The organism is Legionella quinlivanii (assembly GCF_003265995.1).
Taxonomy (GTDB): Bacteria; Pseudomonadota; Gammaproteobacteria; order Legionellales; family Legionellaceae; genus Legionella_C; species Legionella_C quinlivanii_A.
Window position 1 is genome coordinate 116,643 of sequence record NZ_MVJN01000010.1, and the last position, 17,306, is coordinate 133,948.

Consider the following 17,306-nt stretch of genomic DNA (forward strand, 5'->3'; position numbering starts at 1 on the left):
TTTGCATATCAAGATGGTTATTTCAATTAGCACAGACTTTGACCATTTTTTGCATCGATTCTTTCCTGTCTTGCAGCAATGATTTCCTCGTGATTTATAATTCTTTTATCAGCATTCAAATTGCACTGCTCTTCAATGTAGTCCATACGGACTGCAAGACTTCCTTTGGGGTTAAACTCTTCTTTGATTTCTTCTTTCAATGTCTGCTGGAGTGCGCTAAGCAATGCCGGAACATTCTCCTCACCGGTATAATTCTTTAAAAAGTTATTAATAATCTCAGTGTGGCCACGCCGCGGGTGTGCAAAAAAATGCCCCGCCCGCTGCCATCTGCTCGCGGTATCTGAGGTTCTAAGTGCATAGTCTTCAAGGATAGTCCTCGCTGCCAGATAATTTCTTTTCTCCATGGATAAATGCGGGAGGGTTTGCCTGGTCCACATCGCATGATATGACTTTGGATAATCATGTCGAGTCAGGACAGATACATTCTGCGGCGCAGGAGATGGTTGAGGTTGAGCCGGCGGTTGTTGGGGTTGAGGGGGAAATTCGAGTTCAATATTTAAATTCTGGCGTGGTGTTCTTGGGTTTTCAGCAGCTGGAGCTGTGTGCGTTGGAGTGGATGGCTGTGATAACTGTACTTGAGGTGCCGGCCTGTTGCTCGCATAGAAATCGAGTTGTGTTATAAAATTCTCTATTTCTTTATCTTTAGGATTTGCACCGAAAGGGTTTATAGAATTGGGCGGAAGGTTAAGCACATTAATTAATCTTGATGCAAAAGTACCTCGAAGGCTGTTCAGAACCTCCTCATTGTCGGATGTTTGGGGAAAGTCAAACAGACCCGAGGAAGGATGAGTTCCTACTAAAATCAATCGTGTATCCGGGCGCATCTGTTGGAGATAAGTGTTAATATTTGCTTTTAATTCTTCAATATTATTTTGGTCACTGGATAGGTTAACGACATAAATGAGCACATCCGCGCTCTTCTCATCTTTACCCACATGCATCCTGGCTCGCGCGGGTTCGGCTGTGGCATTTACCAGATTCAAAAAAGGGGCATGGTCCTGACTCAGTATATTTGCCTGAAGAGCAGAGGGATTGTTCCGATGTCGTCTTAACTCGCCTTTAGTAGGTTCTCTGAGGGGTTTTCGGATTCTAACCACAGAAGAGTTTTCTGTGTTAGTTTCACCTTGCGCTGTCCTGGATTTTCGAATGGTAGGTTCCAGGAACTCAGACCATGCGCTGTTTGCATCTCCTACAACTAACGCTTTTAACGAAGAATTATCCCGCTTTGCTCTAGCCATTATATTGCTCATTAGTTATTTATATTGGTCTAATTATAGTCAGAAATGGTTAAGGTTTTATTAAGGGATATTCTAGCCCTATTGGTATTGAGTTAAGGGATAACAGGTTGTGCCACAAAAAAGGATGGTCTTATTGGGTAGCTGGATCCCGCGAACAAGTCGCGGGACGTAGGAGGGGAGGCTTTTGATTAGTTACGGGCAACTGCCAGGCCTTTGAGAATAGTCAAGGCAGCATACAGTTGGTAGTCCTCATGCAGAAGCGCTTTATCATCTTTGTTAGAGTGTTCAACGCTTTTGGTTTGTTCACTGGTATTAGCCAGATGGCCGCTTAAATCAGCCTCTGAAAACCCGGTGAAACTGGCTTTATTATCATCTTTTGCCACAGTCACTTCATCGATGACGATATCAGGGGTAATACCCTTGGCCTGAATAGACACACCAGATGGCGTATAATAAAGGGCTGTCGTCAGTTTGATTCCACGTTTATCATCTAGCGGCAGGATAGTCTGTACAGAGCCTTTACCGAAGCTTTGTGTGCCGACGATAATTGCGCGTTTGTTGTCTTTAAGAGCCCCGGCAACAATCTCTGAAGCTGAAGCTGAGCCATTATTGATTAGAACTATCATGGGTGCATTGTTCAAAACATCGCCTGGATTGGCCAGAGCAGTGAATTTTGAACCCGGTAAGCGCCCTTGTGTGTAGACAATCATTTCCTGCTTGCCATCTTTCGAGGTATCCAGAAACGCATCTGATACCTGAATCGCTGAATCCAGCAATCCTCCCGGATTATTTCTGAGATCAAGAATCAGACCTTTCAGATTGCCGCCTGCCTGTTGTTTCAGTTGAGCGATCGCTTTTTCCATATCATCACCGGTCATTGCCTGAAATTGGGTCAGGCGTATATAACCGTAATTGTCATCAAGGAGTTTACTTTTTACGCTTTTGATAAGAATTTTCTCGCGAACCACAGAGAATACCAGTGGTTTACTTTCACCTTTTCTCAGAATAGTCAGGTCGATGGTCGTACCCGCCTTTCCACGCATTAAATCAACGGCTTCCTGCAGAGTGATGCCCTGAACGGATTGGTTGCCCAGTTTGATTATATAATCACCGGCTTTGATACCCGCTCGATAGGCTGGTGTATCAACCAGAGGAGTGACCACTTTCACTACTCCTTCTTCCATTGTGACTTCAATACCCAGACCGCCAAATTCACCGCTGGTTGAAGTTTGCAGATCTTTAAATGCATCTTCATCAAGATAAGTGGAATGTGGATCCAGACCGCTTAGCATACCTTTAATGGCATTATCAAACAGCTCTTTATCGTCAGTCGGTTTCACATAATATTTTTTAATCTGGCTTAAGGCATTTGAGAAGCGTTGGACATCCTCCAATGGAATTTTTTTATTACCCTCTGCATTGGTGTTTGTCGCTGTTGCCGAGGCATCAGTTGCATAGAGTTGAGCTGGAAACAAAAACGCAGTTGTTAATACTGTCGCCAGAGCACCAGAGTAAAACCGTTTGTTGCGCATAATGTTCTCCTTGGATAGTGTGCCACGCATCATGCGGTCACCTTCCGATGTCAAATTACATGAAGCAATATAAATGCCAGAGAGTCTATTAAGAAGAAAAACTTCTATCGGAAATTGCTTTTGCAATGCCGGTTCGTCTGCTTCAGGCTATTACTTCGAGCATGAATCAACACAGCATACGGGACAGAAAACCGAGAAATCCGTTTATCATAACTGCTTTCTTAACGATCACAGAATCACCAAGCTGGATTTGACTACTTCTGGCTGATGTTTGTTATTATGTCGATGATTGTCAAATTACACAAATCAAGCTAACCATTCAAGTGGTGGAACAGCTTTGCCACGTTGCCTCACCTCAAAGTATAGACCGTTTTGTTTTATCCCGCCGCTGTGTCCAACGGAGGCAATTTGCTCTCCTTGCTGTACGGTAGCCCCTTTGCGCTTATATAAAGACTGGTTGTGCGCATACAGGGTCATAAAGCCTTGCCCATGATCAATAATGATTAATAACCCATAGCCATTAAGCCAATCGCTAAAGACAATTTTGCCTGAAGAGACGGCACGCACTGGTGTTCCTTCTCCGGCAAAAAATGTCACGCCCTGATTCATCCGTTGAAGAGAACGGCTTTGAATGGGGCGTGGAAGTTTATGCCGCATCTGGTTAAAGCTTTGTTTAGGTAAGGCGACACTTTTCAAGGCCAGATTCTTTAAAAGACTGGAGAGATTCTCTTTGTTACGTTCAAACTCTGCCAGTGTATGCTCTTTGCTCTGGATTTCTTTACTCAGTGATTGGATAACTGCTTTATGGTAGTGTTTATCTTCCTGTAGCTGGGCCTGATGAATATGAAGCCGCTGCTGTAGCTGGCGCTGCTCAGCCAGTTCATCCTGTAAACTTTTCTGATTGGAGGTTAAATTCTTTTTCGTGTTATCAATGGCGTCGATAATATGTTGCCGTGACTGAACGATGTATTGATAATAGGTGAGCAGGCGACTGATAGAATAGGGTTCATCCTGATTGATAATCCATTTAACCGGCTGATAACCCCCTATCTGATAGCGGGTGCGAATATGGCTTGCCAGTTGTTGCTGCTGCTTTATCAGTTGCTGATTCAATTCGCTGATATGCTGTTCCAGGCTGACAATTTTTTGTTTCTTGCTGTCGATATCAGTTTGAATGGAGCGCAGCTGTTGAATGGCTTTGTCTATTTGTTTCTCGGTGCCTGCCAGTTCACGATTCAACAGACCGCGGCGATCATTCGCATTGGCCAGCACTTGTTTGAGACGGTTAATTTGCGTGTCCAGCTGCTTTAATTTGGTTTTAGTCTGTAGTACAGAGGAGCTATCAGCCGCATAGTTTGCACCTGCCAGGCAAAGGACAAGGGTAAAACCTGAAATATAACATCTGAAATTAGACAGAATCGGCATGATCTTCCACCAGAAGGGCTTGTCCTGTCATTTCATCCGGCTTTGATAAATCAAGCAGAGAAAGAATGGTCGGTGCGATATCCACTAAAGTACCCTGGCTGACTTTAAAATGTCTCCGGGTATTACCCACATAAACAAAGGGGACCATTTCACAGGTATGAGCAGTGTGAGCCTGGCTGGTGTTTTCATCATACATTAATTCTGCATTGCCATGGTCCGCGGTGATTAACATGCAACCGTCTTTTCTTTCCAAAGCCTGCCAAACCTCACTCATACAACGGTCAAGGCACTCAATTGCTTTCTTCGTGGCGCTAAAATCGCCTGTATGTCCTACCATATCGGCATTGGCATAATTGCAGATGATCACATCATAGGCATCGCTGTTAATCGCATCCACCAGGGCATGGGTTAACTGAGGCGCGCTCATCTCCGGTTGTAAATCATAGGTTGCAACAGGTGGAGAGGGGATGAGTATGCGATCCTCATTGGGAAAAATCTGTTCTGATCCGCCATTAAAAAAGAAGGTGACATGGGCGTATTTTTCCGTTTCCGCAATTCTCAACTGATTCAATCGATAATCGGCAAGCACTTTTCCGAGCGTATTGCTTAAAGGAATCGGTGGAAATGCGATTGCGGTGTTTAAGCTTTTTGAGAACTGAGTCATGCTGATAAAGGCAGCCAGTTCTGGTTTCCTATGACGAATGAAACCCTCAAATGAGTCGTTAATGAATGCCTCAGTGAGCTGCCTTGCGCGATCGGCACGAAAGTTAAAAAAGAACAGGGCATCCCCATCTTCGATCGCTTTATGTTCTCCAATCAAAGTCGGCGGAATGAATTCATCCGATTTGCCGTCTGCATAGAAATTCCGGATCGCCTCTTTTGCGCTGTCAAAATGGTATTGGCTCTTGCCTTGGGTCAGCATATGATAAACCGGTGCTATCCTTTCCCAGCGTTTGTCCCGGTCCATAGCAAAATAACGCCCGCTGATTGAAGCAATACGTGCTGCCGGATAACGCTCAAGCTGCTCTTCCAGAGCTTCGATACTGCTTAGGGCACTTTGTGGTGGAGTGTCACGGCCATCTAAAAACAGATGAAGATACACATCGTAAAATCCAAGCTGATGGCAAATCTTTATAAAGGTAAATAAGTGATTTTGATGACTGTGAACTCCTCCGGGAGATAAAAGTCCCATCACATGCAAGGACTTGCCACTTTCTTTTAATTGCTGAATAGTAGCCAGAAATAATTCGTTTTGCTCGAATTCTCCGGTATCTATGGCATGATTGATGCGGGTTAAATCCTGATAAATCAGGCGGCCTGCACCAATATGCATATGGCCGACTTCCGAATTGCCCATTTGATCATCGGGTAAACCAACGACATGTCCAGAGGCGTTTAGCAAGATATGCGGCCGGTGCGCCCACCAGTCATCCCATTGAGGAGTGTCTGCTGCGGCGATTGCGTTGTGGTTCTCGTTGCAGCTGTACCCCCAGCCATCAAGAATCATTAATACTAATGGTTTTCTTTGTTGCATGGGGTAACTCCGACAAAATTAGAGAATAATGAAATCTTCCTGAGCAGGAAAGATTAGATCTCTAAGTATATACTTATCGGACAGGTTTAGGCGAGCATTCGATGTCGATTGCAATGTTTTTTTATTTAAATTAAAAAGGATTAACTTCTATAATAGAGGCACTTCTCTTTAAGGATTATTATGAAACAACATTCTCCCGGATTTTTGAAGTTAGTGACAGCGGCAAAGCAACGCATTAAAGAGATTTCTCCGCTCGCTTTGAAAGAAAAAATGGATAGCAATGAATCTTTTCAGCTCATAGATGTACGCGAAACCAATGAATGGGAAACCGGACACCTTCCAGGAGCTGTCCATCTGGGGAAAGGAATTATTGAGCGCGATATCGAGAAACAAATTTCAGATTTAAAGACTCCAATTGTCGTGTATTGCAGCGGCGGTTTTCGCTGTGCTCTGGTTGCGGATAATCTGCAGGCCATGGGTTATGAGCAGGTGTACTCTCTGGAGAGTGGATCACAGGGTTGGATTGATGCCGGTTTTAATCTGGTCAAATAGCTGGGAGTTATAACGATGAAAATAGCGGTTTGCAGCGATGAGCTTTATCCAGTGAACGATTTTGTAGTTGAGGAGTTGAGAAAGTCAGGATACGAACCGGTGTTATTTGGCGCTCTGCGATCGCGCAGTAATGCGCCCTGGATTGCCTCAACTGAGGAAGCAGCCCAGGCAATCAGTTCAGGAGACTGCCAGGAAGGTATTTTCTTCTGCTGGACAGGTACTGGCACCTCAATTGTTGCTAACAAGATTCCTGGCATCAGAGCCGCCTTGTGCACCGATGCTCAAACCGCTGCAGGTTCCCGCATCTGGAATAGTGCCAATGTCCTTGCATTATCCAATCGCTTGCTGACTCAGGATTTGGCAAAAGAAATTCTTGCCAGCTGGTTTAATACCGCTCTTAATGAAGAGAGTGAAAAAGCAGCAGCCGAAATCCAGGCTATCGAATCAAATTACAAAAAACACACCCCAGAACAAGCCAATCGCTAAAAAAGCGTAAATATTAGTAAATTAACGCGCACGGTCCTCATCGTGATTTTATAATCCGGCCTGACATTCTAGCCGGAGCGAAACTGATGAGAAAACTTCCCCTGGTCCTGGCGATCAGCAGTCTTGTTTGTAATCCAGGAGCATTATTTGCAGAGGATGCACAGAATAAGGACATCAGCGAGCTGGTCAGCTTTCTGGTTTCCAAAGATCTTCTGATAAGCAGCAAGGACGGCCAATCGGTTCCTCTGAGCTACTATACCGGCAACCAGGAAGATATTGACAAATATTTTGGTGATTATATCTGCAAGCCTGCGGATACCTGCAGTGTTGTGGACAGTTTATACAATGATCCCTACGCTATTCTCGGGCGCGGTCTTCCCCCTCAGCAAGGCGGTGACCTTGACATGGCCCAGGCACAAGCCCAGCTTGAACGAACCGATATGAAGTATGGAGCGGATATCTACGATGCCGCAACCTGGCAAATTGCACTGGCATTGGCCGCCAAAAATCATTATCTGGAGGCTGAGCAAGCGAAAACATTGATTGGCAACCAGTTACAGGCGATTATGAACAAGGATAACCGCGCCACCGACAAGCAATTCAAATATGGCTATCAGAGTTCAATAAGCGATGCCAGTAAAGCCTTCAGTTTTCGTATGATTGCTACTGATTTCCATAACAAAGATCCCTTCTATAAAGGGAGGTATCAAAAAGAACTCAGCTGGGATTATGATCCGGAAGAATTGGCTCAAAATGATCCCGATAAACATCCAGCTCAGTTTTTCGAATATGTATCCACCTGGTCTGATTGGAAACCCATTACCGGGGAAAACGCCTGGGCCCAGCTAATAGGTCCTTTACAGGCAGAATTACTTCTCAATGATGGCAAAGTAGCTGCCAATTCTCCCGCTTTAATCAATGCAATGAATAGTCTAGGCGCTTTTTCTGCGATGCAGGCTGGAATTGGTGCATTTTACTATGCGCCGGGCGGCTCACAAGGAAACCAGGGGCCGATAGCGCAAGGGGAAATTTCAGTTGAAAATAATTTTTCAGCGCTTGGCGGCCTGCAGATTTTAAAGAAAGTTCTGCAAAACAGCGAACAGACTCCGCAAGTGACCGAGGCCTTGCAGCAGGTTGATGTCATGCTTAATGGCGGAACCACTGTAAATGGTTATAAAACGCTGGGCTTATTAAGCTTCATCTATAATGGGGCCTATGATCAAAAGCATGGCATTTTTTATACGCATGGCACAGCACCCATTCCTTCTTCCCTTTCCGACTGGCAACCCGATACTTCTGATTCAGCAGCGGCGATGGCTGTTGATATTAACACCTGGGGAATTGCTGCCTTAGGCCCAGAAACCGTTGACAAATGGTTTGGTGATGGAACATCTAAGGCTGTCTGGAATAAAATCAGAGAGCAGGGAGGTTATTACCAGCAAGGCGAGCTCTGGGGAGTGGGTTACACCCTTCATAATAATTCCGGGGATAATCCTGAAAATATTATGTCGACCGAGTGGACCGCTGGCGCTATTAATATGGTTCAGTCGCTTATTGATTATTATTCTCAAAAGGGTGAAGACATAAGCCAGTTGCAGGCCGATCTGACCAGCATGCAGCAGGGAATTAAGCATTTGCGAAACGATCAGTATCTGGCAGCAGGTTTTGACGGCGCAACCCCCAAAGATAATTTCGTAAGTCTCGATAGTCAATCGGGCCAGGCCTATCTATATGCCAGTAAGCGTTTCGCCATTCCTTTCGGCTGGAATGCCAATACCTTACCCAGCACCACATCCAATGCCTGGGTGATTATGAACTATTTTAATTACAATCCATTTCAGTATGGCGGCAAATTATCGGGTGAGAATTACGATATCCCTGAAAAAGTCGACATTTCAGGTGGAGCTCAGGAAGATGGCTTGCCGCAGGCGGTAACCGTTAATTTTAATGCAGGAAACTTAGGGCAGATTACTCAATTAAGTCTAAGTTACAATTTAGATGCTTCCCAGGGAAACTGGATAGCGGCTGCAACCGTCAATGGACGCACAGGCACCGCCAATCTTCCCGCGGGAGCAAAAGCTTTATCCATTGCATTTAATAACAATGGCTGGGCGGGTGCCTGCCAGGTGATACCAGCAACAATGATTTGTAAAAACGCGGATTGCAGCAGCGTTTACACGATAAGCACTCAATGGAGTGCCGATGGCAAGGGGGCTTGTGTTTTAGGGGATTAACGGGCTGGAAGCAAAATATTTTTGTCTACCAGTTCGTTTAACAGTTTTTCGCAAAGAGAAGCCAGCTCTTCTCTTTGCGGGTGATTTTCCAGATTAAGCGTGCTGCAGGCTGATGCTTTATTCTCTGTCATATGATTTAGCAGGTGATAAACAAAGGCGCTGATTTTCATAAATTCCACCTTGTCACTGGCGTCTCTCCAGATTATCAGAAAAGAGTCCTCTGGTTGCAGCGGTAAATAATTCTCGCTGATTTGTTCAACCGGGTAGTGGTAATGGTGCATGGCTGCGGTCGTGCTCAATCGAAAAACACTGTTCAAAGAGGGCACTGCCGTAGCAGGCATTCGTTCCGGTTCATCCACAGCCAGTTCAATCACTAACTCCATCCATTCATAATGCGCTAAATCCGCCAGAAAAGGAGGGTGCTTGGAGAGGCTTGCGCTTTCCTGAAGAAAGCGTACAAATTCACCTGGAATTTGATAAAACAAAGGGGTGGAAACTGGGTGGTTTCGGATGAAATCGCGAATTAGCTCTTCCCAAAGTGAAGCTGAAAGAATGGATTTTAATACAGGAAAACAGGGCTTAATCAAATCATTAAAGGTTGAGAATACAAGGTTCTGATAGAGATTTATTCGTGAAGTGTCGGCTAATTTTTCTGAATGGCGCAAAGACCTGGTAAATGTCGTTTGCAGGATTTTTATTGAATTGTTCATATATTGCTCTGCAATTGCTGGATTACTTTCGTTTCACGCAGCAATTCAGACCACTCAGGAATATTCTGATCGCGTTCCAGCAAGGTGGGTATAACGCCTTTCTGCTGATACAGGAACTGTAAAAGCTCCCAGACCTGCGAGCAAACCGGGCTGCCGTGCGTGTCGAGAATTAAATCATTATCAATAGATTCATGACCTGCCACATGAACAAGTTGAATTTTATGCGCGGGCAGCTTGGTGATGAACTCTTTTGCCTGATATTGATGGTTGATGCTATTCACATAGAGATTGTTGATATCCAGCAAGAGGTCGCAGTCTGCTTCTGCAAGCACCGCGTTAATGAAGTCTATTTCTCCCATCTCCTGAGCAGGGCAGTAGTAATAGCTTGAATTCTCAAAGGCAATGCGCATTCCCAGATAATCCTGGACAAAGCGAATTCTGGCACTCACATGCTTTACTGCTTCCTCGGTGAAAGGCAATGGCAATAGCTCATAAAGATAACCTTGTTCATCACTGCAATAACTCAGATGTTCGGTATATTGCTTTATGTCATACTGTTTAAAAAACAGCATCAGCTGATCGAGGAACTGAGTATTGACAGGATTGATGCCGCCAATAGACAGTCCTAAACCATGTGCGCTAAGCGGAAATCGTTCGCGGATTGTGCTTAGTGCACGGGCACGCCATCCGCCAATTCCCAGCCAGTTTTCGGGGGCCAGTTCGAGGAAATTAAAGGCGATATCTGAGTTATTAATCAATTCCTTTAAAAAGCCGGTCCGTAATCCTAGCCCCGTACCGGCTATTGGTTTTGAAACGCTTGGCATGGATCTTCAGCAAATAATTAGTTAGAAGAACCGCATTTACCCGCTCCGCATTTGCCGGCAGCGCATTTTCCTTCGCCTTTTTTATCGTCTTTTCCATCGGTTTGAGTTTGCGTACTGCTGTCGCTGCTGGGTGTTGAGGTATCAGCAACCAAGGTATTTTTATAACCTTGAGGCAATGAAGTAGTCTGGAAGGCATCCGCAAGCGATACTGTTGATGTCAGACCAAGACCTGTTCCCAGAAGGACAGCTATTGTTTTATTCATTAATGAAGCTCCGTTGTTTTTCATGCGGGTCAGTTTATAAAAGGACACTGAATTTTACCAGCCCTTACCATAACTTCATTTTCAGTGCCCTCAGTGTGGCTCAATCTGTCAGGTGCCTGCTTTATCTTTAGCTGTCATCATATTCACCAAAGGGCTTAATATTTTTTAATAAAGCAGTTAGACTATCGGCCATTGTAATTCTTGTTTCTGCGATATTAAGGTGAGTAAGCTTGAATAATAAGGTACCTCAGCATATAGCTATCGTAATGGATGGCAATGGGCGATGGGCGCAGCAACGCGGCATGCATCGCGTTGAAGGGCACCGTGCTGGAGTAGATAGCGTCAAAACTGTAATTAAATGCTGCCTTGAAAAGGGGGTTTCGGTTTTAAGTCTGTTTGCCTTTAGCAGTGAGAACTGGTCACGTCCAGAGCCAGAGATTGAGTTTCTGATGCAATTATTTATGAATGCTCTGAATAAAGAGGTGAATGAATTGCACCAGAACGGGATTCGCCTCAATTTTTTAGGTGACAGGGGATATTTGTCTGCCGCTTTATGCGAGGAGATGAAAAAAGCGGAAGAGCTAACCGCAAACAATAGCAAATTGCTCCTGAATATCGCTGTTAATTATGGTGGGCGCTGGGATGTGGTTCAGGCAGTACAATCGATAGCAAGAGATGTTTCCTGTGGAAAAATTAACCTGGAAGCCATTAATGAAGTTCTGGTCGCCGACTATCTGAATACCGGCAAAATTCCTGATCCTGATTTATTCATAAGAACCAGCGGCGAGCATCGAATCAGTAATTTTTTTCTTTGGCAGATAGCCTACACCGAGCTTTATTTTGCACCTGTTTCCTGGCCCGAATTTTCCAGTGTCGAATTTGAAAAAGCAATTGAGAGCTTTAGCCAAAGGCAAAGACGCTACGGTAAAACCTCAGAACAAATCAGAGGGAGCGTCTAATGTTTATACAGCGTTTATTAACCATACTGGTAATGGCTCCTCTGGTTTTACTGGGCATGTATTACGCGAATTACTGGTTTTTTGCTGCCGTTATCTTCTTGCTGGTACAGGCCTGTGGATTTGAATGGTTGCAATTGGTACCAATTACCAGGTTTCCTTTGAAACTGGTATTTATGGCCAGTTTAATTGTTGCTTCCATTTTATGTTATTTTTTTTATGAAATCTGGCTTATTCCCGGGTTATTGGCCTGGCTGCTGGTTATCGCTGCCTTAGTCGGATTTCCTCGCTCGCAGGCTTATTGGGGAAAGCCGGGCATTATCGCATTTTCAGCTATACTATTATTACCTTTGTTTGGCCAAAGCATGATTAATGTGTTTGCTCTTCCTCAGGGAAAAGCACTGGTCGTTTATCTTCTCCTGCTGATCTGGGGGGCGGATATCGGCGCATACATGGCTGGAAAGCAATGGGGACGACATAAATTAATTCCTGCAGTAAGTCCCGGTAAATCCTATGAGGGGCTCTGCGGAGGATTGGGTTTGGCTCTGGCAGTTGCAGTAGCAGGTTATTCTTATTTTAAACCAGACAGTGTGACCAGGTGGTTTCTAATGGCACTGTCCGTTATTCTCATTTCGCTGGTTGGCGATTTGATTATCAGTATGTTTAAAAGACGTGTACAGATTAAGGATACTGGCCACTTAATACCAGGACATGGCGGTATTCTGGATCGCCTGGACAGTATGATTGCCGCAGCGCCATTTTTTTACGGTTGGTTCTGGATGTCTGGATAATGCCATGATATTAACGCTGCTTTATTTTTTTCTTGCTCTTTTTCTGCTGATAACCATTCACGAATTTGGTCACTTCTGGGTTGCCCGTTTGTGTGGGGTCAAAGTACTGCGTTTTTCCTTCGGTTTTGGAAAAGTGATTGCCAGATGGCATGATCGAAAGGGTACGGAATACGCCTGGTCGCTCCTTCCTCTGGGGGGCTATGTCAAAATGCTCGATGAAAGTGAAGGAGAGGTTTCTCCCGAAGAAAAACATCTGGCGTTCAATAACAAGCCGGTTTGGCAGCGTATTGCTATTGTCGTTGCCGGCCCCGCTTTTAATTTACTATTTGCATTTGTCTGCTTGTGGCTTGTTCTAATCATCGGAATTAAATCGCTTGCTCCGATGATTGATGAAATTAAACCGGGAACTCCTGCTGCTCATGCCGGCCTGACTGCAAAACAAGAAATCGTGGCTATGGAAGATCGAAAAATCAGCAGCTGGCGAGATTTTCAATATGCCTTCATGCCCCTGGTTGGAAGTGATGAGAAAGTATCCCTGACTGTAAAGTCAATGGTCAATGGTGAGCATAAAACGTTGTGGCTCTCCCTCAAAAACTGGGAAATCAATCCCAGGAAACCGGACCTGTTGGGTAGTCTTGGTATTGTGCCTTTTATACCCTCGATCCCACCCATAGTAGGTGAGGTGATGAGTGGCTCTCCTGCCGATCAGGCGGGTCTTCTGGTAGGGGATCGCATCGAAATGATGGATAAGCAGAAATTGAGCGACTGGTTGTTCCTGGTAGATTTTGTAAAAGAACATCCTAATCAGGTGATACATTTATCCGTACTTAGAAATGGAAAATTACTGAAAGTTCCTGTGACAATTGGTGCAAAAGAAACCGATGGGCAAGTTTCCGGATTTTTAGGAGTTAAATCGGAAAAAGTAAATTGGCCAAATCAATGGCTGCGTCTGCAAAGAGAGGCTCCTCTTCCTGCTCTTAAAATTGCCATGCAGCAAACGGTCGAACTTACTGGGGCGACTTTTTCGCTAATCGGGCGCTTTGTAACCGGACAGCTGGGATTAGATACTTTAAGCGGTCCCGTAGGAATTGCCCAGGGAGCAGGTGAGTCGGGTCGAAGCGGTATTGCCTATTACCTTTCTTTCCTGGCATTGGTCAGTATAAGCCTTGGAGTATTGAATCTTTTGCCAGTTCCTATGCTCGATGGCGGACATTTGCTGTTTTATTTGATCGAACTGATTAGACGAAAACCCTTGTCCGATGAATTTAGAACAATTGGTTTATATATCGGTTTAGCCTTTTTGGTAACATTAATGTTTTTAGCGTTAACTAATGATCTCTCCCGCCTGACAGGTTAAAATAGCCCCCTGTTTATGACAAGATCATATTAGTTGTAGCTCCTGCGGATAACAAGCAATCCTTGACAGGATAGATCAGTTCCGATAAAAGGGTGCAATTGTTTTTCTCCAAGCCTGCCGATAAAAAAAGATTGGTCGGCAAAATTTTAAGCAGTACTGGACGTAGAATAATAATGAATAAAGTCAGTAAAAAATTAGTATTAGGTGTTTGTTGTTCCGCGATGCTTACGCTTTCGATACAACTGCATGCGGCCGGTGGGTTTATCGTAAGAGATATTAAGGTTGTTGGTTTACAGCGCGTGAGTGTAGGTACAGTACTCAATTATTTACCAGTACAGGTGGGCGAAGAAGTGGATGCTTCTTCTACTGGAGAAATTATTCGCGCTTTATACGATACCGGGTTTTTTCAATCAGTATCACTGGAACGTCAGGGAAATACCCTGATTGTTAATGTGGTTGAGCGTGCCACTATCGGTTCGATTACCGTTACTGGTAATTCCGAAATTCCCAGCGATAAAATGAAAGAACTGCTTAAGCAAATGGGATTGGCTAAGGGTAGAGTATTTCAACGTTCTTCATTAGAGCGATTGGAAAAAGAATTAAAACAGGCTTACAACGGTCGCGGCAGATATAATGCCCGCATTGAATCCCAGGTTACCCAGCTGACTGAAAACCGCGTGGCCATCAACGTGACGGTTTCTGAAGGACGGGTATCCCGTATTAAAGAAATTCGCTTTATTGGCAATCATGACTTTTCGGATAGTGAATTACTGTCTGAAATGTCGCTTTCCACCAGCAATCTCTTTACTTACTTTAGTAAAAAAGATCAGTACTCAAAGGCTGCGATGGATGCCTCTCTTGAATCTATTCGCTCCTTTTATCTGGATAGAGGATATCTCAAATTCAATGTGATCTCTTCCCAGGTATTGCTCTCGCCGGATAAAAAAGATGTCTACATCAATATTCACGTTGAAGAAGGCCCTCAATACCGCTTCGCTGGCTATGCTTTGGCTGGTAAAACCATATTGCCGAAAGAGAAAATTGATGCTTTGGTTCAGGTGAAGCAGGGCGATGTGTTCTCACGAAAAAAAGTAACTGAAAGTATTTCGGCCATTGGTCTTGCACTGGGAGATATTGGCTATGGGTTTCCGGCCATCAATGCCGAGCCGCGCATTGATGAAAATGACAAAACGGTCTTTATTACCTTTGTGATTGAGCCTGGCCGTCATGTATACGTTCGCCGGATTAATTTTCATGGTAATACCAAAACCGGTGATTACGTATTAAGAAGCGTGATTCGCCAGAACGAAGGCGGCTTACTTTCCTTACATAATATTAAAGAATCTGAGCGACAACTAAGACTATTAAGTTATTTAAAAGATATCAATATCAAAACCAATCCTGTCCCGGGTACTAACAATCAGGTCGATCTGGATGTACAGATGGAGGAGGCTCCTTCAGCTGAGGCGACTGCTTCCCTGGGTTATGGTACTAATGGTCCGCAATTTAATGCCTCGGTGAATCAGCATAACTTTATGGGAACTGGGCGCTCAGTAGGTTTTTCATTTAATGCAAGTTATTACGGCCAGGATTATAACCTGAGCTACTACAACCCATTCTATACCAATACCGGTGTCGGCCGTGGAGTTAATATTTACTATCAGACAGTTGACCCCGGCAAACTCGATATTAGTGCCTACACCTCAGATCGTGTAGGAGGAGATATCAATTATAATGTGCTGCTGAGTGAAAACAGCAGTGTGCAGTTTGGCTATGGTTTCCAGAATTTATTTATTAAATCGGTGGGTACTTCTCAGCAGATCCAGAACTTTGTCAATATCTACGGACGAAGCTTCAATGAGATTCGCCTGACTTCGGGCTGGAGCCGTAATACCTATGATCAGATGCCCTATCCGACGCGAGGGATGAATCAACAGGCCAGTTTGCTGTTTGCTTTGCCTGCGACTTCAGATTCTCTTAACTATTACAAAACCTCTTACTCGGCACATTGGTATTACCCTTTAACACATGGCTTTATCTTCTCACTGTTAGGAAATGTTGCTTACGGAAACGGGTTTAACAACCAGGGCCTGCCGTTTTTTGAAAACTATTACGCAGGGGGTATTGCCCAGCCTGGACAGGTACGCGGTTATCAGACCTATACGTTAGGGCCCAGAGACAGCGTTGGTAACTCGATGGGAGCGAACTTCCTGGTCAATGGCAGTGCCGGTATTGCATTGCCTTATCCTTTAAGCCGTGACAATATCCGAACAATGGCTTTTGTTGATGCCGGTAATGTGTTTGTTCGTGGCACCCCATTAGCGCTGGCTGGCTGGGGGGATGGTCCAATGCGTTATTCAGCAGGTCTTTCTGTAGAATGGCGTTCACCTTTTGGCCCATTAGCCTTTAGCATTGCGAAACCCTTGAATATGCAGCCTGGTGACGAACAGCAGTTCTTCCAGTTCTCACTGACCTCCGGATTTTAACCTTTCGTCAGCGTACCGCGCTTTATGCGCGGTATCTGCTTATCTCCCCTAGGTCCACTGCCATTAAGTTAAGGAATTATGTCCTTCCCGCGAAGGCGGGAATCCACTCCTAAACTGGCATTATAGCTAGCTCATAGATGGATCCCCGCCTTCGCGGGGAAGACAATTTAATATACAACTGAGCTAACTTAATGGCGGTGCTCCCTAGGCCCGGCGGCTTGTTCTCAGGAGCCCATTTTTTTAGATTGGTTATACCCTCGACAGGCCTAAATTTTTTATCAGAGATATTGATTCCCTTTATCGCAAGTGTTATGAATTTGTGCTAGCATTTGTGGCTTTGAAATCAGGAGAAAAACATGAAGCGTGTAAGCGGGTTATTTATTGCATTGTTGTTTAGCTTGGGTATGACTAACGCGTTTGCCGACTGGTCAAAAATTGGTGTGGTTGATTTGCAAAAAATCATGCAAACTTCCAGTCAGATGAAAGCCATTCAGCAAAAACTGGAAAAAGAATTCAAGCCAAGACGTGACAAACTGGTTGCTATGGAAGAAAGTCTGAAAAAAGACATGGAAAAGTTTAAACGCGACAGCACTGTTTTGAGCCAGACCCAGAAAAAAGATATGGAGAAAAAAATTGTTTCTCAGCAACAAACTTTTGAAAGGGAAGGTCAGCAATACCAGCAGGAATTAAGTACTGCTCATAATGAAGCTATGGAAGAGTTATACGGTAAAATCCGTAAAGCAATAAGTAAAGTAGCTGAAAATGAAAAGTATGATTTGATTCTGCAAAAAGATGCGACTCCATTTAGCATCGACAAACTGGATATTACTGATCAGGTTCTGAAGCAAATCAACTGAT

Annotated in this window: 15 protein-coding genes; 8 read left to right on the forward strand and 7 right to left on the reverse strand. The window is 44.4% G+C overall.

The window, feature by feature from the left end:
• Positions 1–26 precede the first annotated feature (26 nt).
• The 4 genes from B1207_RS13220 to gpmI all read right to left on the reverse strand — a co-directional run bounded on the left by B1207_RS13220 (position 27) and on the right by gpmI (position 5,789).
• A complete protein-coding gene (locus tag B1207_RS13220) occupies positions 27–1,310 on the reverse strand; it encodes a DUF5617 domain-containing protein (protein ID WP_172458304.1) in 1,284 nt (427 codons plus the stop codon).
• 176 nt (positions 1,311–1,486) lie between these two features.
• Entirely contained in the window at positions 1,487–2,830 is a 1,344-nt protein-coding gene (locus B1207_RS13225) for a S41 family peptidase (protein ID WP_112220408.1), read from the reverse strand.
• 306 nt (positions 2,831–3,136) lie between these two features.
• Complete coding sequence (locus B1207_RS13230; RefSeq protein ID WP_112220409.1) at positions 3,137–4,255, reverse strand: murein hydrolase activator EnvC family protein; 1,119 nt, start codon at positions 4,253–4,255, stop codon at positions 3,137–3,139.
• Entirely contained in the window at positions 4,239–5,789 is a 1,551-nt protein-coding gene (gpmI, locus tag B1207_RS13235) for a 2,3-bisphosphoglycerate-independent phosphoglycerate mutase (protein ID WP_112220410.1), read from the reverse strand. Before gpmI ends, B1207_RS13230 begins: the two co-directional genes overlap by 17 nt.
• Before the next feature lie 180 nt (positions 5,790–5,969).
• Here gpmI and B1207_RS13240 point away from each other — a divergent pair, with 180 nt between their 5' ends.
• From B1207_RS13240 to B1207_RS13250, 3 genes are all read left to right on the forward strand, one after another.
• Positions 5,970–6,341: a rhodanese-like domain-containing protein gene (locus B1207_RS13240; protein ID WP_112220411.1), complete on the forward strand. Its 372-nt coding sequence runs from the start codon at positions 5,970–5,972 to the stop codon at positions 6,339–6,341.
• A 15-nt stretch (positions 6,342–6,356) separates the two neighbouring features.
• Positions 6,357–6,827, forward strand: coding sequence for an RpiB/LacA/LacB family sugar-phosphate isomerase (locus B1207_RS13245; RefSeq protein WP_112220412.1), 471 nt, complete (start codon positions 6,357–6,359; stop codon positions 6,825–6,827).
• Between the two features lie 86 nt (positions 6,828–6,913).
• The gene (locus tag B1207_RS13250) at positions 6,914–9,061 is read left to right on the forward strand and encodes a hypothetical protein (RefSeq protein ID WP_112220413.1); all 2,148 of its coding nucleotides are present in this window, start codon (positions 6,914–6,916) and stop codon (positions 9,059–9,061) included.
• Here the strand turns inward: B1207_RS13250 and B1207_RS13255 are convergent.
• Genes B1207_RS13255 through B1207_RS13265 form a run of 3 tightly spaced genes read right to left on the reverse strand, consistent with a single transcriptional unit; the run spans position 9,058 to position 10,882 of the window.
• A complete protein-coding gene (locus tag B1207_RS13255) occupies positions 9,058–9,771 on the reverse strand; it encodes an HvfC family RiPP maturation protein (RefSeq protein WP_112220414.1) in 714 nt (237 codons plus the stop codon). The two genes, B1207_RS13250 and B1207_RS13255, sit on opposite strands and share 4 nt — an antisense overlap.
• Complete coding sequence (locus B1207_RS13260) at positions 9,768–10,595, reverse strand: HvfB family MNIO-type RiPP peptide maturase (RefSeq protein ID WP_112220415.1); 828 nt, start codon at positions 10,593–10,595, stop codon at positions 9,768–9,770. Before B1207_RS13260 ends, B1207_RS13255 begins: the two co-directional genes overlap by 4 nt.
• Positions 10,596–10,612: 17 nt before the next feature.
• The gene (locus tag B1207_RS13265; RefSeq protein WP_172458305.1) at positions 10,613–10,882 is read right to left on the reverse strand and encodes a hypothetical protein; all 270 of its coding nucleotides are present in this window, start codon (positions 10,880–10,882) and stop codon (positions 10,613–10,615) included.
• Between the two features lie 206 nt (positions 10,883–11,088).
• Between B1207_RS13265 and B1207_RS13270 the strand changes: the two genes are divergently transcribed.
• From B1207_RS13270 to B1207_RS13290, 5 genes are all read left to right on the forward strand, one after another.
• A complete protein-coding gene (locus B1207_RS13270) occupies positions 11,089–11,817 on the forward strand; it encodes an isoprenyl transferase (RefSeq protein WP_112220417.1) in 729 nt (242 codons plus the stop codon).
• Positions 11,817–12,605 (forward strand): phosphatidate cytidylyltransferase, encoded by a 789-nt coding sequence (locus B1207_RS13275; RefSeq protein ID WP_112220418.1) that lies wholly within the window; start codon positions 11,817–11,819, stop codon positions 12,603–12,605. Before B1207_RS13270 ends, B1207_RS13275 begins: the two co-directional genes overlap by 1 nt.
• Positions 12,606–12,609: 4 nt before the next feature.
• Positions 12,610–13,962 carry an RIP metalloprotease RseP gene (gene rseP / locus B1207_RS13280; protein WP_112220419.1) on the forward strand — a complete coding sequence of 451 codons (1,353 nt, stop codon included), beginning with the start codon at positions 12,610–12,612 and terminating at the stop codon, positions 13,960–13,962.
• Between the two features lie 173 nt (positions 13,963–14,135).
• Entirely contained in the window at positions 14,136–16,448 is a 2,313-nt protein-coding gene (bamA, locus tag B1207_RS13285) for an outer membrane protein assembly factor BamA (RefSeq protein WP_172458306.1), read from the forward strand.
• Between the two features lie 356 nt (positions 16,449–16,804).
• Positions 16,805–17,305 (forward strand): OmpH family outer membrane protein, encoded by a 501-nt coding sequence (locus B1207_RS13290; RefSeq protein WP_112220420.1) that lies wholly within the window; start codon positions 16,805–16,807, stop codon positions 17,303–17,305.
• The last annotated feature ends 1 nt before the right edge of the window (position 17,306 follow it).

Coding starts and splice junctions, on each gene's coding strand:
- bamA (WP_172458306.1), top strand. CDS start 14,136: ATGAATAAAGTCAGTAAAAAATTAGTATTAGGTGTTTGTTGTTCCGCG.
- B1207_RS13220 (WP_172458304.1), bottom strand. CDS start 1,310: ATGAGCAATATAATGGCTAGAGCAAAGCGGGATAATTCTTCGTTAAAA.
- rseP (WP_112220419.1), top strand. CDS start 12,610: ATGATATTAACGCTGCTTTATTTTTTTCTTGCTCTTTTTCTGCTGATA.
- B1207_RS13290 (WP_112220420.1), top strand. CDS start 16,805: ATGAAGCGTGTAAGCGGGTTATTTATTGCATTGTTGTTTAGCTTGGGT.
- B1207_RS13245 (WP_112220412.1), top strand. CDS start 6,357: ATGAAAATAGCGGTTTGCAGCGATGAGCTTTATCCAGTGAACGATTTT.
- gpmI (WP_112220410.1), bottom strand. CDS start 5,789: ATGCAACAAAGAAAACCATTAGTATTAATGATTCTTGATGGCTGGGGG.
- B1207_RS13275 (WP_112220418.1), top strand. CDS start 11,817: ATGTTTATACAGCGTTTATTAACCATACTGGTAATGGCTCCTCTGGTT.
- B1207_RS13225 (WP_112220408.1), bottom strand. CDS start 2,830: ATGCGCAACAAACGGTTTTACTCTGGTGCTCTGGCGACAGTATTAACA.
- B1207_RS13230 (WP_112220409.1), bottom strand. CDS start 4,255: ATGCCGATTCTGTCTAATTTCAGATGTTATATTTCAGGTTTTACCCTT.
- B1207_RS13260 (WP_112220415.1), bottom strand. CDS start 10,595: ATGCCAAGCGTTTCAAAACCAATAGCCGGTACGGGGCTAGGATTACGG.
- B1207_RS13250 (WP_112220413.1), top strand. CDS start 6,914: ATGAGAAAACTTCCCCTGGTCCTGGCGATCAGCAGTCTTGTTTGTAAT.
- B1207_RS13265 (WP_172458305.1), bottom strand. CDS start 10,882: ATGAAAAACAACGGAGCTTCATTAATGAATAAAACAATAGCTGTCCTT.
- B1207_RS13255 (WP_112220414.1), bottom strand. CDS start 9,771: ATGAACAATTCAATAAAAATCCTGCAAACGACATTTACCAGGTCTTTG.
- B1207_RS13240 (WP_112220411.1), top strand. CDS start 5,970: ATGAAACAACATTCTCCCGGATTTTTGAAGTTAGTGACAGCGGCAAAG.